Annotated in this window: 12 protein-coding genes; 5 read left to right on the top strand and 7 right to left on the bottom strand. The window is 36.3% G+C overall.

The features are described from left to right. Positions 1-12 precede the first annotated feature (12 nt). Positions 13-780, bottom strand: coding sequence for an SDR family NAD(P)-dependent oxidoreductase (locus IWB64_RS17870; protein ID WP_194535307.1), 768 nt, complete (start codon positions 778-780; stop codon positions 13-15). A gap of 648 nt (positions 781-1,428) precedes the next feature. On the opposite strand from IWB64_RS17870, the gene IWB64_RS17865 reads away from it, so the two are divergent. Next, a complete protein-coding gene (locus IWB64_RS17865; RefSeq protein WP_194535306.1) occupies positions 1,429-2,196 on the top strand; it encodes an exodeoxyribonuclease III in 768 nt (255 codons plus the stop codon). A 13-nt stretch (positions 2,197-2,209) separates the two neighbouring features. Here IWB64_RS17865 and IWB64_RS17860 read toward each other — a convergent pair whose 3' ends face one another. Then, entirely contained in the window at positions 2,210-2,659 is a 450-nt protein-coding gene (locus IWB64_RS17860) for a pyridoxamine 5'-phosphate oxidase family protein (protein ID WP_194535305.1), read from the bottom strand. Between the two features lie 124 nt (positions 2,660-2,783). Between IWB64_RS17860 and IWB64_RS17855 the strand changes: the two genes are divergently transcribed. Further along, complete coding sequence (locus IWB64_RS17855) at positions 2,784-3,509, top strand: LOG family protein (protein WP_194535304.1); 726 nt, start codon at positions 2,784-2,786, stop codon at positions 3,507-3,509. Positions 3,510-3,512: 3 nt separating this feature from the next. Here IWB64_RS17855 and IWB64_RS17850 read toward each other — a convergent pair whose 3' ends face one another. From IWB64_RS17850 to IWB64_RS17840, 3 genes are all read right to left on the bottom strand, one after another. Further along, positions 3,513-5,738, bottom strand: a complete 2,226-nt coding sequence (locus tag IWB64_RS17850) for a PAS domain S-box protein (protein WP_194535303.1) — start codon at positions 5,736-5,738, stop codon at positions 3,513-3,515. 109 nt (positions 5,739-5,847) lie between these two features. Continuing rightward, positions 5,848-6,597, bottom strand: a complete 750-nt coding sequence (locus IWB64_RS17845) for a ThuA domain-containing protein (protein ID WP_194535302.1) — start codon at positions 6,595-6,597, stop codon at positions 5,848-5,850. A 25-nt stretch (positions 6,598-6,622) separates the two neighbouring features. Further along, positions 6,623-7,927, bottom strand: a complete 1,305-nt coding sequence (locus tag IWB64_RS17840; protein ID WP_194535301.1) for a sugar phosphate isomerase/epimerase family protein — start codon at positions 7,925-7,927, stop codon at positions 6,623-6,625. A gap of 421 nt (positions 7,928-8,348) precedes the next feature. On the opposite strand from IWB64_RS17840, the gene IWB64_RS17835 reads away from it, so the two are divergent. Then, positions 8,349-8,759, top strand: coding sequence for a hypothetical protein (locus IWB64_RS17835; RefSeq protein ID WP_194535300.1), 411 nt, complete (start codon positions 8,349-8,351; stop codon positions 8,757-8,759). Positions 8,760-8,844: 85 nt separating this feature from the next. On the opposite strand, the gene IWB64_RS17830 is transcribed toward IWB64_RS17835, so the two are convergent. Both IWB64_RS17830 and IWB64_RS17825 read right to left on the bottom strand, forming a co-directional pair. Continuing rightward, on the bottom strand, positions 8,845-9,744 hold the full coding sequence (locus tag IWB64_RS17830) for an SMP-30/gluconolactonase/LRE family protein (protein WP_226975930.1): 900 nt from the start codon (positions 9,742-9,744) through the stop codon (positions 8,845-8,847). 642 nt (positions 9,745-10,386) lie between these two features. Further along, complete coding sequence (locus IWB64_RS17825; RefSeq protein WP_226975929.1) at positions 10,387-11,790, bottom strand: purple acid phosphatase family protein; 1,404 nt, start codon at positions 11,788-11,790, stop codon at positions 10,387-10,389. A gap of 288 nt (positions 11,791-12,078) precedes the next feature. On the opposite strand from IWB64_RS17825, the gene IWB64_RS17820 reads away from it, so the two are divergent. Beyond that, complete coding sequence (locus IWB64_RS17820; RefSeq protein ID WP_194535299.1) at positions 12,079-13,068, top strand: FecR family protein; 990 nt, start codon at positions 12,079-12,081, stop codon at positions 13,066-13,068. Beyond that, positions 13,058-13,660, top strand: coding sequence for an RNA polymerase sigma factor (locus IWB64_RS17815; RefSeq protein WP_194535298.1), 603 nt, complete (start codon positions 13,058-13,060; stop codon positions 13,658-13,660). Before IWB64_RS17820 ends, IWB64_RS17815 begins: the two co-directional genes overlap by 11 nt.

Below are 13,660 nucleotides of genomic sequence, written 5' to 3'. Positions count from 1 at the left end.
ATTAATGAAGAACTACATATTGTAGACACCGCCATTAATATCTAGTGTTGCACCAGTAATAAAACCGTCGTATTCTGACGCGAGAAATAAAACCGCACGGGCTACGTCTGCTGCGTTACCTGCACGTTGTATGGGAATACCGGCAGTTGTTTCTGCTGCTGATTCTTTTGTTGTATGTGTGTTGTGAAATGAAGTGCCAAGGATAAGGCCTGGAGATACAGCGTTCACTCTAGTACCTTTAGGTCCTAATTCTGCAGATAGTGCTCTTGTAAACGTTAGTATAGCGCCTTTACTTGTAGAGTAGGCCAATGACCCTGGGTGACCACCTTTACGTCCGGCAAGTGACGCCAAATTAACAATACTACTGTTGTCGTTTTTAGCCAGGTAAGGAGCTGCGGCTTTTGTCACGAACATCATAGATGTAAGGTTAATGTCCATTACCTTGTGCCAGAATTCAGCTTCCATTTCGCTCAACATTCTGCGTGCAACCAGAGAACCTGCGTTGTTGATCAATATATCTAGACCACCAAACGCTTCTGCCGTTTTTTGAACCATTGTATTTGCATCGGCTTCCTTAGTTAAGTCACCTCCTATGGCAACCGCTTTTTGCCCTTTGCTAGTTGCATATTCTACCAATTGGTTTGCGGTATCTGCGCTAGAAAAATAATGAATGGCAACGTTGGCTCCACTATCAATAAAGTGTTTAGTGATTGATTCACCAATTCCTTGAGCCCCAGCGGTGATGAGAACATTTTTTCCGGCTATCTTATTGTTTTCCATGGTATTCCTAAATTAATGAATTTTATAATCGTCGTGAAAATACTACTTATAGCTATAGACGAACAACTTTTATTTTTTCAAATATAATTGAATAAGGTTCGTATTTATAAAAACTGAAGCAATATGTGTCATTTTTCCTTTCATCTTGCATATAATCTATGCAATTGATTACTAATGCGTAGGAGCACTACTAGTGTAGGGAATTATATGAAATTTGCTTTTTTTTTGGAGTCAAGGTCATATATGAACAGTACTCGCACCATAATTCTCACCTTTTTTAGCGTGACCATATCTAATTTTTGTTTTGGGATATTCATCACTATAGTATAGTCAATATAATGCCTCAAAAGTATTTTCGCCCATTGGTATTAGAAACCAACCATTTCTCAAAATTATAAGCTTACCATAGATAAAGCAATAATTATATTGTTATATTACAAGGTGTTTTCTCTTTTTAGCTACAGGATTTCATTTACTTAATTTTACTTCATAAATTCAATGGATAGGTATTTCATTATTTAGGTATTCTTACGCTATTTTATGATTGGCGTTCGCTTTTTAATGATTTTTCGTAGACAAACTATCATAGATAATTATTACATTGTTAAAGATAAATTGAGAGATTAATTACTAAAAAAAATATAGGAAATGAATATTATTTCTTGGAATGTGAATGGCATTAGAGCTATTACAAAAAAGGATTTTTTTGAAAATATTGAGACTTTAAATCCGGACATTCTTTGTCTACAAGAAACAAAAGCTCAGGATAACGAAGTTGAGAAAACCTTGACCACTTTAACCGAGAAGTACCATATATACTATAATTCCGCAGAAAAAAAAGGATATTCCGGTACTGCCATACTTTCTAAAACAGCGCCAATCTCCATTACTAAAGATATGGGTGTTGAAGAGCATGATAATGAAGGAAGAGTGCTCTGTGCAGAATTTGAAAATTTCTATTTAGTAAATGTATATACCCCTAATTCTGGACAGGGGCTAAAGCGCCTGGATTACAGAAAAACATGGGATGAGGATTTTTTAGGCTATGTAAAAAACTTAGAAAAAAATAAACCTGTTATTATGTGTGGTGATTTTAATGTTGCCCACCAAGCTATCGATCTTAAAAACGATAAATCTAATTACGACAAAACTGCCGGGTATACTCAAATTGAAATAGATGGAATGACGCATATTATTAATGCGGGTTTTGTAGACTCGTTTAGACATCTGCATCCAGACGAAATAGCATATAGCTTTTGGAGTTATCGTTTTAAATCTAGAGAACGAAATACGGGTTGGAGGATTGATTATTTCTTGTTAAGTACTGCTTTAAGAGACAAAATAAAGGCTGCAGCAATTCTTACCGATTATTACGGATCTGATCACTGTCCTATTCGCTTAGAAATTGAATTTTGATGTAAGCCAGCATCTACGTTTTTTCGTAACGTCCTGTTTTTTCCGTCAATTCAATTCTGTACATAACACCTTGCATTGCTTCTATAGTTTTTTTGTGTGAGTCCTTTAAAGTATGGCTAATGGTGGTTTCGCCAGTTATAAAAGGTAGTACTCTGTCCATTAAAAGGTTCATGCCTTCTTTTCGTTCTTCCGAAGTTTTAAGTTCCTGAAATTTCCCCCAGGCAATTACACTTCGCCAATTGCTCATATTTTCCAAATCATCAACTTCAAAACAAACCATTGGATTTTTTCGCATCATATCAATTTTCATCCCTTCCTTTGTATGACCGTATATATACTTGCCATCATATGCATAAGTTACCGGAACTATATACGTTTTATTGTCTGCATGACAGCCAATTCTGCCAATAATTAAACTATACAATACATTCTCAATTTGTCTACTGCTTAAGTCGCCTAACATGGTGGTTGTTTTATTATAAATGATGATTCTGTTACAAAATAAGGTTGAAAAAACAAATTCTGAAATGACTTGGGTCAGTTTGAATACTAAAATATCGGCATACTTTTAATAAACAATCACAGGTATGAAACTGAATCATCGCGAAGCAAAATTTTTAGGTGGCAGAAGAAGCCGCTTAAAAGAATTTATTAGTGTTGTTTCAATTGTTTTTGAGTTTATAAGAGGCTTTAGAAAATTGCATTTTGTGGACCCCTGTATCACTTTTTTTGGCTCTGCAAGAATTGGTGAAGACAATTTGTACTATAAAAGTGCAAGGGAATTTTCAAAATTAGCAGCAAATAAAGGTTTTACTATTATGACCGGTGGCGGCCCTGGCATTATGGAGGCCGCAAATAGAGGTGCAAAAGATGTTTCTGGTAAATCTATTGGCTGTAATGTAGAATTGCCAAAAGAACAACAACCCAATCCATACCTTGATTTTCACCTAACTATGAATCATTTTTACATTAGAAAAGTGCTGCTATTAAAATATTCGTATGCCTTTGCTATATTTCCTGGTGGTTTTGGCACTATGGACGAGCTTTTTGAAACTCTAACACTTTTACAAACCAAGAAAATATCTGATTTTCCCTTGGTACTATTTGGTAAAGACTATTGGTCTCAATTACTAAAGCAAATTAATGTAATGCAAGAGGTTGGAACCATTTCTAAAAAAGATTTACAGCTGCTTTTTGTTACAGATTCCGTTACCGAAGGAATGGATTATATCTATTCCAAATTAGAAAACAAGTATGGTAAGCCTTTAAAATTTAAAACCGCAAAAAGCAGTTGGTGGTTTGGTGAACGGTAATTTTTAAATATCGTTTTTTTGGGTTGTAGATACTATTTTACGGATAACAGCGTCTAATTCCATAGCTGAATTCATTATATATTTTAGGACTTGCTCTTTTTCATCAGCTGTTTGATCATGGGCATTTAGCAAATCTACTAATCCCATTATGCTGGTAAGAGGAGCTCGTACCCTATGCGATTGTGTCCAAGCAATCTTCCTTAGTTTTTTGTTCTGCTGTTCAATAGCCTGGGTATGTTTATAGCTCTCCGTAATATCTGTTGCCAATGCCACTTTTACCAGTTTCCCTTTATAGGATAGAATATTGGTATGGATTTCCACAATTATCTCTTTTCCGTTCTTCTTTTTATGAATATACTCACCGTGATAATAGGACTCTCCTTTTTGCTGGATATGAGTGGATGGCTCTTCTAGTTTGGGTATTTCAGATTCTGGTCTAATATCTCTCAAATCCATATCCAAAAACTCATCGTAAGAATAGCCATAGTGTTTCATGGCGGCTTTATTCACATCCAAAAATTTTAAAGTTTTGGTGTCATAGACCCACATAGGCTGTGGACTAAGGTGAAATATATCTGAATAGCGTTGCTCAGATTCTTCTAGCGCTTTTTGGGATTTAACACGGGCGGTTATATCAAGGCCTATACATTGTAGTTCCGTTGGAACTCCTTCTTTATCTAGAATACATACAAAATCCCAAAGTGTGGTAACAATTTTTCCATTCTTGCTTGGTTTGTCAATTTCAATTTTAAATACTTTTCCGGGCTCCTCAATACATTGGCCAACTACATCGTGTGTTTTTTGATGATGATAGTCAATAATTGAGGTCAAACAATTTTTACCAAGTATTTCTCCTTCTGGATGAAGCCAACCAAATTCCTCAACAAATTTTTTATTTACGTAGGTGTAGTTTCCATCCATATTGGTCCTAACCACATAGTTAGTCTGTGAATCGTATAAAAGCCTGTAATAGTCTTCACTCTTTTTTAGCTTTTCTTCTGTAATTACCCGTTCAGTTACGTCTTTTGAATTGGCCACAATACCACCTATAGCAGGGTTATCCATTAGATTTGTAACGACAGTTTCTAGCCACCGCCATGAACCATCTCTGTGTTTAAATCTATAAGGTCTAAGCGTAAATTGTGTTTCTGCTTCTAAACGTAAAATGCTCTCCTTAATTATTTCATGATCATCTATATGAATGTATTGTAATGCGTTTTTACCTATAAATTCTTCTGGGGGAATACCCAATACTTTTAAAGAGGTAGGACTGCAGTAGTGGTAATTGGCATCAATATCCATGATAACAATTAAATCAGATCCATTCTGTACGAGTCCTTTAAATCGTTTTTCGCTGTGATCATTAATTATTTCATTTTCCTTTTGCTTGGTGATGTCTGTATGTGTTCCTACCATAAGTAGCGGTTGGCCTTCCTTAGACCAACTAATGACCTGGCCTCTATCATGAATCCAAACGGCGTGGCCTTTTTTATGTAGAAAACGAAAATCGCCCACATAGAAGTCGGCTCTTTTCTCAAAACATGCAGCGTTCATTTTATTGACAGAGGGAATATCTTCTGGAAATACCATCTTGTGAATGCTCTTCGAAGTTATGGGCTGCAACTCATCTATTGTGTAACCTAACATACTGGCCCACTGCTCATTTATAGTGACCATGTCTGTAGAAAGGTCCCATTCCCAAGTGCCCACTTGCGTAGCCTTAATAATATTTTCTAAGCGATCAGATTCACTAGCATGATTTTTTGCCATTTCTTTGATCACAACCCTATTGCTATGAAGCTCAAACAGATTTACCACCTGATTTGCCAAAGATAACAGCGCGTCTAATTGTTTTTTTTCCAGCTTTTTGGGTTTTGTATCAATAACACAAAAAGTGCCTAGTACAATACCGGTTCTGCTTATTAAGGGCATTCCCGCATAAAAAACAATATTGGGTGTACCCGTTACTAACGTGTTATTCTTAAAGCGGACATCCTTTCTGGCATCTTCCACAATGAAAAGCTCTTGAGGAACTTTTATTGCATGGACACAAAATGACTGATATAGGGGTGTATGGGTATCCGTAATAATAGAAACCAGAGAAATGGGGGTATCGCATATGAAAGCCGCTAGATTAAATATTTCATCATATTCTTTTTTAGTAGGAGTGTCCAAAAGATCGATGGCTTTTAAGTCTTTGAGCTTGCTGCCTTCACAATTGTCTTTCATGGCTTTGTTTTTGTTGAGATGAGGGACATCATAGTAAGGTAAAAAAATAAAATATAGTTTACAAGTTGTAATACCTTCTACATACCGATTAAAGATTACTAGGAAGAACCTATTCTTTAGAAGCCCAATAGATACCACCGAATAAATGGTCTAAATAAATTTGATTTTGAAAAGCTTCTGGTTTATGGCCAAGTGTTGTATAGAATGAACGTCCTCCTTCGTATAATTGATACCAAGCTATAGGATGATTTTCGCCCATACCTTTAAGCGGTATTTCATCATATCCTTTCTTATAATCATAGGTGTTCTCGTCTACAGAAAGGATGACTTTAATATTTTCTGATTTTAAGAGATCAAAATTATACCATTCTTCACTCCACAACCATTTTTCCGGTAGGTGTAGGTTGGATGGAAAATTTACATCATGATTAGTTAGTACAGCGGCTTGAAACTGGGGATGGTCTTTAAAAACTCCGCCTACAAGATTATCGAACCAAGGGTTTCTAATGTCACTATCGGATGTGGAATGGACTCCCACAAACCCTTTTCCATTATGAATGTGTGTTTTTAGGACTTCGAGCTGTTCATCGGTTAAATTGTCGGCATTAGCATTTAAAAAAACAACCACATCGTAAGATGGTAATTTTTCGGCAAGGCCTTCGGGAGTTTGCGTCCAATCAAATTGAAACTGGTGTTCAGCAGCCATTTTATGAAAAGCGTCTACCGCCTTAGGAATACACTCATAATGCCAAGTGTCTTGTACAGTGAATAACAATACCTTAAATTGGTCTTGGGCAAAAGCCATATGGTTGAACGTTATGATGATAAAACATGATAATTGTAAAACTTTGGTTTTCATAAGTTTAAGTGTTGAGAGTGAATAACTATAAAATTTTAAAGTATAAATAGTTCCATGCAGAATTGATGCTGTACCATACAGGATAATTATAGGCTTCTACTTCTGCCACAATATATTTGAGGCCTGCGGTTTCTGCGTATGTAAAGTATAGCTCAAAATCCATTTTGCCGCTCTGGCCAAGTTCTTCGTAATCTTTCACGTGCCAGCTTATAAATCTATTTTCGTATTTTTTTAAATAGTCAATTGGGTCGATTTTTGAAAAATGCATCCAGTATAAGTCGGCTTGGAAACTAACATATTCGGGATCGGTGTTTTCTAAGAAGTAGTCATAAACCACCTGGTTCTCTATGGTCTTAAATTCATCGGAGTGATTGTGGTAGGCAAACTTAATCCCTCTTTCTTTACAAAGTTTTCCTATAGCATTATAATACTCAGCATACCTTTTCAGTTCGGCAAGGGTAGTAATTTCTTTAATTTGATTGTTGGATATGGTAAGGTATTCAACACCTGCTTGTTTGTGGTCTTCTATGCATTCTCCCCACCATTGCATTGCTTTTTTCCAAGCTTGATTATCATCGGAAGGGAGGTCGTAAAAAGTCATGGAACCCGTAAATTTCAAGTTGTTGTTTTCTACCATTTTTTTAAAATCTAATGGGGATAGTCCATAAAAAGAGCGGTCTTTATAAACAAAGGTTTCAATATAACTATAACCCATTCTATCAAGGAACTTCAAGGTCTCTTTAGGGTTTTTCTGCATTTGTTCATGAACCGAAACCAGTTGGATACCAATATTTTTATCTTTTGGATTTTTCTTGATATAGCGGGTTTGCCAAAGAATTTTGTTCTGTGGGTTGGTTCCTATTAAATGAACATCGGTTTGATTCTTAAAATCAAAAGTAACCGTCATGGTTTCTTTGCCGGCAAAGTCTCGGTCTTTCATTATCCAGTTTGTGTCGCTTGTAAATCCTCCTTTACCCAAGAACATATCGCCTTCAGCACTTTTTCCCAATGCAAAAATTGAATCGGTCTTTGCATCGTGTCCAATAAGCTCTGTTAAGGTTTGGCTGTAGATTTCCCCGTCCTGTTGTAACACATCTACGGACATTGTGGTATGATCTATTTTAGGATAGTTGTTCATTTTTATTAGAGGCACGTTGGCCACACTATCCGTTTTATAATTAATTGAACTAACCCAGAACCCAACATACTGCTGCAACCTATCCGATTGTTTTGGAATGGACATTTGTGAGAAAGCAGAATTTGTTCCTATTAAAAGAAACAGTAGTATGGTTTTATAGGTAAACCGTTGCAAACTAAAATTGTAAGTCATCTTTAAAATCTTATGGTAGTAAATTTAAACGAGTTGCTTTTGTATGACTATAAACCTTGAAGCTATGATTGCCACTAGTGTTGCAAATGGAGAATTATGTTTAACTGAAGCTAACTTATAAGGTATTAAAATCTGTGGAGTCTATGGACTTATCGCCATGCCAATAGGGGTATAAGTTTCCGTGTACTCCAAAATACTAACGAACAAGAGGGAATGCCACATTGGTGCTATAAATTGCGCAATTTATTATAGAATTCGGTTAGGATAACCTTTACTTTCGAATTGAGCGTAGCATATGTAATCATCAACTATGCACTTTTGTATAGCTTAGGGAAAAATACCAAAATTGGTAAAAGAATCAATTTAAGAAATCGTAAAATAGAAGAACTTTTAAAAACAAACATTAAAACAAACACAACTTATGAAAAACATACTTTTTGCCGCGTTAGCTATGATATGCATTACAAACTTTACCTATGCCCAATCTCCTGTAAAGAAAGGTGGAGATAAAGAAGACACGGAGAAGATGCTTTTAACCATTTTCTTGAAACACGATCAATCCATGAATTTAAGTGAGATAGAGGAGGTTAGGACCAAACAAGGGTTTTATGAAAATTTCCCTCCAGAAGGCGTTTCGGTCGTTAATTGGTTTGTGGTAATGGGTATAGGCCAAATGGTGGTATTGGAATTACCGGCTTCTAAACTTAGAGACGTGAATTTAGCTATAGAAAAAACGGCATGGAAAGCATTTAGTTCTGAAATGTATCCTACTTATGATTTGTACCCGCTTATGGAAAAAAAGTTGGATAATAAGTCTAAAGTAAGTTATTAAATAGTGTTCTAACTCATCCAGATTTCTTTAGCTAACCTAGTTTAAAGCAATTTGGATGAGTCAATTGAACTAGATTCTATAAAAACTAGTTTTTAAGGGGTACCGCATAAATTTTTCCTCCCATCATATCGGGCACCAATAATCTATTGTTATCTTCTTCATGATAAAAATCTGCGGCAGATTCTAGTCCTTCTATAAGCACGGTAGACACTTCTGTTTCAGGATTTATTTTCCAAACTTTTCCAGAGACCCAACTACTTACATAATAGTTGCCCTTACTATCTTGTTCTACGGCGTCAGCTCCTCTAAATTCACCTTTAAGCGGACTAAGTTCACCATTTTTAGTAACTAAGAAGTTACCCTTAAAAAAAGCACCTACCATAATGTTTCCATCGTTGTCAACACCAACACCATTGGGGTTTAACATAAGAGGTGAAGTATCTTGTTTTATGGTAATATGCCCTTCCGAATCTACATGGTAGATACGTCCCAACTCAGGAATTTTCTTGGCTTCTTCGCTATCTAGCGGCCATAAATCATTATTAGCATCACGCATATATTGGGTAGCTCCCATATCGGCTACATACATCCCGTTTTCTTTGCCATCTAATGAAACGTCGTTTAAATAGAGAACTGTTTCAGGAAAATCGGCTTTATCAACAAAAATGCTAGCGTTCCCTTCTTTATCAACTTTCCAAATTCGGGTAACATCAGAAAAATACAGATTGCCATTTAAATAAACAATTCCTTTAGGCTCATCAAAACCCTTGGCAAAAACCTTAACGCCGTTTTTGGATATCTCAACCAATTCGCCATCTCCTGGTTCTTTTGCGTTCATTACGGTCACATAATAATTATCGTGGAAACCTTTTGTAATACTCTCAGGTTTCATGCCCACCTCAATCGGAAATGCTATCTCAGATTGTGCCTGACCTATAAAGGCAAATACTAAAGCGATTATGAATGTGATTTGCTTGATTATCATAACTGTATTTTTTAATGTTTAATATTGATACTTTGCAAATTTATAGCCTAATAATATATGATTATGGCAATTTTGAAGCAGATGCTATCATATTTGTGTCGTGTATGGTTTTATAGTATTCTGAAAAGAAAACATATTCTTGATAGGTACTTCTTCAATTGACTGAAGGGGTATTTAGGCTTTTCAAATGTTTATATTATTTCGTAGGACGCGATAGGTTTACAAAAGGAAGTGGTTTGGTCTAAAAATTAGTTGTCCAAAAGGTTATTACAGCAAAATTCAATCTCCGATAAAGGGAATCCTAATTGAAAAAGGAAACGTACTGTCTCTTAGAGTCGTCACGCTTTGCTGTAAAATTTTTTGGGGAAGGGAAATACTTCTTTGTAGACAGGTGGTGTTCTAAAAAGTGTTTAATTCTAATTATGTCGAAAAATATAGACATAAAACAAACGGTTTGTGAATACACAAATAGCTGTTATTACTAATACTTTATATAGGTCTGCCTGTGTTACTGTGAAGAGATTATTATCTTTAAATAAGACAGTGTAATGCAGTTGATGAAGACCTATGAATACTCCAAATCAATTTCTGTGTAGAGCAATTTTTATTAGCCTTTAAAGCACCAAAATTATTTAAATAAGGTTATTCTTGCACGAAATCTTTTTTCAAACGCAAAGGAAGTTCGGCATCTATATTGATGAGTTTTTTCTCTCCCTTGTCATTTTTTTGCAGTTTAAAACTATCATATAATCCTCCTAAAGGAGTATAGGCTTGGTATTTGATGCTGTTTTCAGATACCGTAATTATCTGGAATAATTGTGTGAACTCTCCGCGACGAGTCATCCAATCTTGGTCTTGAGATTCGTACATTTTAGGACCACTAACAGAAACGGTATAGATGGTTCCTACATCGGAAATAACGGTTTGGCCATGGTCTTTATTGGAATCGTTACCACGAGCATAGGTATGATCATGACCTTGTAAGACTAAATCCACTTTATATTTGTCTATTAAAGGCTTTAGTGCTAAACGTAACTCTTTATTGTCACGCCCCTTTGCCGTAGAATAAATAGGGTAGTGCATAAATAAGGTGGTCCACTTATTTGTGTTTGCGGCAAGAACGGAATCTAACCATTCTACGGCCTTTTCTTGCAATTTTGGATGCTCCCCAAAATGTTTCGCATCAAAGGAAATCAATTTCATGTTTTGATAATCAATGGCATAATACGTCTCCGTACTTTCGAACTCGGGACCGTTTATCGGTAAATTAAATTGAGGTGTCCAAAGACTCGAAATTTTTTCATCTCTATATTCATGATTACCAGGTGTCATTACACTAGGTACCGTAGCGTGAATATAACTACCGGCATAGAACCATTCACCCCATTCTTCGTTAGATTCACTATGATTAATTAGGTCACCTGCGTGAAGCATAAAATCTACATCGGGAACCATTTTATATGATTTCCGAATAACCCTAGACCACATGGATTTTACATCGTTTTGCGCATCACCAAAATAAATGAAGCTAAAAGGAGCGTTCTTATCAGCATCCGGCATTTCTATTTGAAACCATTCACTCCAAGTACTATCGTTCATTTTCCCGAACCCAACGCGGTACGCATAGATTTTACCTGGCTCTAACCCATCCACTAAAACGGAATGGTAAGCGGCTTTTACAAGAGGTTCGTTATCACGTATGTTCTCATTTTCAAACAACTCCGTTTTTGCCAAAATGCGGCGAGCAACACCTGGCATACGTATTTCAGGGCCATGAGATTCTAAAGCAACCTCAATATAAGCGGTATCCACAGATTGCTCCGTTCGCCAGTTTACCGCAAAACTATGGGAAGGGTCGGTCGTAAGATTTACGATGATTCTATCAGGCACCTCTGAAGGGAAAATTAATTTATGGTCTACGGTATTAGAAAAGTTGCTATAGTGGCTATGACCATGCGTGTTGTTTTCATGTTGCTCTTGTGAAATACCATATTGATGAATGGCGAAAAGTAACATTAAGGCTTTTATGATTTGATGAAGTTTCATTGCGTGTTCTGTTTGGTTTGTGGAAACTATTGGCCAAGCAATACGTACTAAGCAATAGAAGCATTTAAAAATAGGGAACTTATGTTAGTTTACTATTTCCTTAGGGTTAAAAAAGGGTATAATATGTTCTTTAATCAAATTGAGAAAAAAAAGAACTACTCCTGTTTGTCTTAAATGGTTACAATTAAACTCCGTTAACCTTAAGTTAATCCACTTTTTGCATTTTGGTGACATTGCCGTCTAGGGGTAATCCTACCTTTTCACCCTCATAGAGGTAAACAGAGGACCATGAAAATAGCTAAGGAAGATATTGAATCTGCTAGAAGCCTTTCTGGAGAAATGAAAAGCGAACAGGAGCAATCCATGTTTCAGGTGAAGCTCATTTTGGACGATGAAGCCAATGAAATTCATCAGGATTATAAATTGTTGTGGAAGTGCTACCCTAAATCGGCCTTATTCCTTAGAAAAGATAAGTTTGCCAAACGTTTAAGAACACAGTTAGAAGCAAAGCCGCAACATAAAGTAGCTTGGCTGAATACAAGGGTAAAATTGCTTTTAGGAGCAGCTGCACTAGTCTTGCTGGGCCTTTTTTTATATACAATTACATCTGTTAGCGATTCTTCTAGATATACCAATCATATTATTGCTTCCAACGGAGAGCGAAAACAGGTTACACTTCCCGACCATTCTATAATCACTCTGAATTCTGGAGCACAGCTAAAATTTCCGGAGGTGTTTACGGATGACCGCCGGGAAGTATGGGTAGAAGGGGAGGCCTATTTTGATATAACCAAGGATGCAGAAAGACCTTTTAAGGTTCATGCAAACGGATTCACCATAGAAGTATTAGGAACCAAATTTAATGTGAACGATAAAGGGGAAACCAATACCGTCTCTTTAGAAAGTGGAAAAGTACAGGTAACCTTAGAAGACTCAGGAGATAAAATTCAATTGCTGCCCAAGGAAGAACTCATTTGGAACAATAAAACAGGGGAGGTGGTAAAGCGGAGTTTTGATGTTGGTAAAAAAACGGCATGGAAAGACAACATTCTTGTTTTAAGTGAATTGCCGCTCAAGGAAGCCCTAACCGATATCAATACATTTTATGGGGTTGAATTTGTTCTTAATGATAGCCTGATAGGTCATAAAGAAATCAATGGTGCTTTTGAGAATCAAAGCCTGACCGATTTCATACAAACATTGGAATTTATTGCCGATGTAAAGATTACTCCTCTCGCCGAAAAAAAATTTTCAATAGCCCCAAACGATGAAAAATAAAAGCCGCAAAAGCCTTATGTACTTGCAGCAGTTGTCTGATTTGGAATTGTTCCGTTTGATAGAAGAAAGGGATAAGGCCGCATTGGAGACTATTTTCCATAGATACTATGAAAGCCTTTGTCGCTTTGGGTTTACCTATACCAAGGAATTAGATATCGTTGAAGAAACGGTATCGGACGTGTTTTTTCAGCTTTGGAACAGTGGCAAACGTATTCAGGAAATCAGAAACCCCAAACCTTACTTATATGTAGTGGTAAAGAACAAATTATTAGCTTCCGTTTCAACGGCAAGCATGGAACGACGGCTGGGTCCGGGAGAGGAAAACAGACATATTTCCAGTCCTAGTATTGAACAACAGATCATAGACCAAGAGGAAAAAGAAATCTTTGGGCGCAAGATTGAAAAAATCCTGTGTCAAATTCCCGAAAAATCCCGTCAAGTTTTTGAAATGAGCCGTCTAGACGGACTTAAATACAAAGAGATATCGGAAATCTTAGGAATTTCAATCAAGACGGTAGAAAACCACATGGCCTACGCGCTAAAAATCATTCGCAATCTAGTAATTAAGAGAAGTAATGTTAACCATACCTAA

Source organism: Zobellia nedashkovskayae (assembly GCF_015330125.1).
Classification (GTDB): Bacteria; Bacteroidota; Bacteroidia; order Flavobacteriales; family Flavobacteriaceae; genus Zobellia; species Zobellia nedashkovskayae.
Note: the sequence above shows the minus strand (reverse complement) of the source record. Positions and strands in the feature narration are given on the sequence as shown.

What these genes read in the sequence shown, in the direction of transcription:
- IWB64_RS17870 (WP_194535307.1), bottom strand. Translation starts at nt 780, where the DNA reads ATGGAAAACAATAAGATAGCCGGAAAAAATGTTCTCATCACCGCTGGG.
- IWB64_RS17865 (WP_194535306.1), top strand. Translation starts at nt 1,429, where the DNA reads ATGAATATTATTTCTTGGAATGTGAATGGCATTAGAGCTATTACAAAA.
- IWB64_RS17860 (WP_194535305.1), bottom strand. Translation starts at nt 2,659, where the DNA reads ATGTTAGGCGACTTAAGCAGTAGACAAATTGAGAATGTATTGTATAGT.
- IWB64_RS17855 (WP_194535304.1), top strand. Translation starts at nt 2,784, where the DNA reads ATGAAACTGAATCATCGCGAAGCAAAATTTTTAGGTGGCAGAAGAAGC.
- IWB64_RS17850 (WP_194535303.1), bottom strand. Translation starts at nt 5,738, where the DNA reads ATGAAAGACAATTGTGAAGGCAGCAAGCTCAAAGACTTAAAAGCCATC.
- IWB64_RS17845 (WP_194535302.1), bottom strand. Translation starts at nt 6,597, where the DNA reads ATGAAAACCAAAGTTTTACAATTATCATGTTTTATCATCATAACGTTC.
- IWB64_RS17840 (WP_194535301.1), bottom strand. Translation starts at nt 7,927, where the DNA reads ATGACTTACAATTTTAGTTTGCAACGGTTTACCTATAAAACCATACTA.
- IWB64_RS17835 (WP_194535300.1), top strand. Translation starts at nt 8,349, where the DNA reads ATGAAAAACATACTTTTTGCCGCGTTAGCTATGATATGCATTACAAAC.
- IWB64_RS17830 (WP_226975930.1), bottom strand. Translation starts at nt 9,744, where the DNA reads ATGATAATCAAGCAAATCACATTCATAATCGCTTTAGTATTTGCCTTT.
- IWB64_RS17825 (WP_226975929.1), bottom strand. Translation starts at nt 11,790, where the DNA reads ATGAAACTTCATCAAATCATAAAAGCCTTAATGTTACTTTTCGCCATT.
- IWB64_RS17820 (WP_194535299.1), top strand. Translation starts at nt 12,079, where the DNA reads ATGAAAATAGCTAAGGAAGATATTGAATCTGCTAGAAGCCTTTCTGGA.
- IWB64_RS17815 (WP_194535298.1), top strand. Translation starts at nt 13,058, where the DNA reads ATGAAAAATAAAAGCCGCAAAAGCCTTATGTACTTGCAGCAGTTGTCT.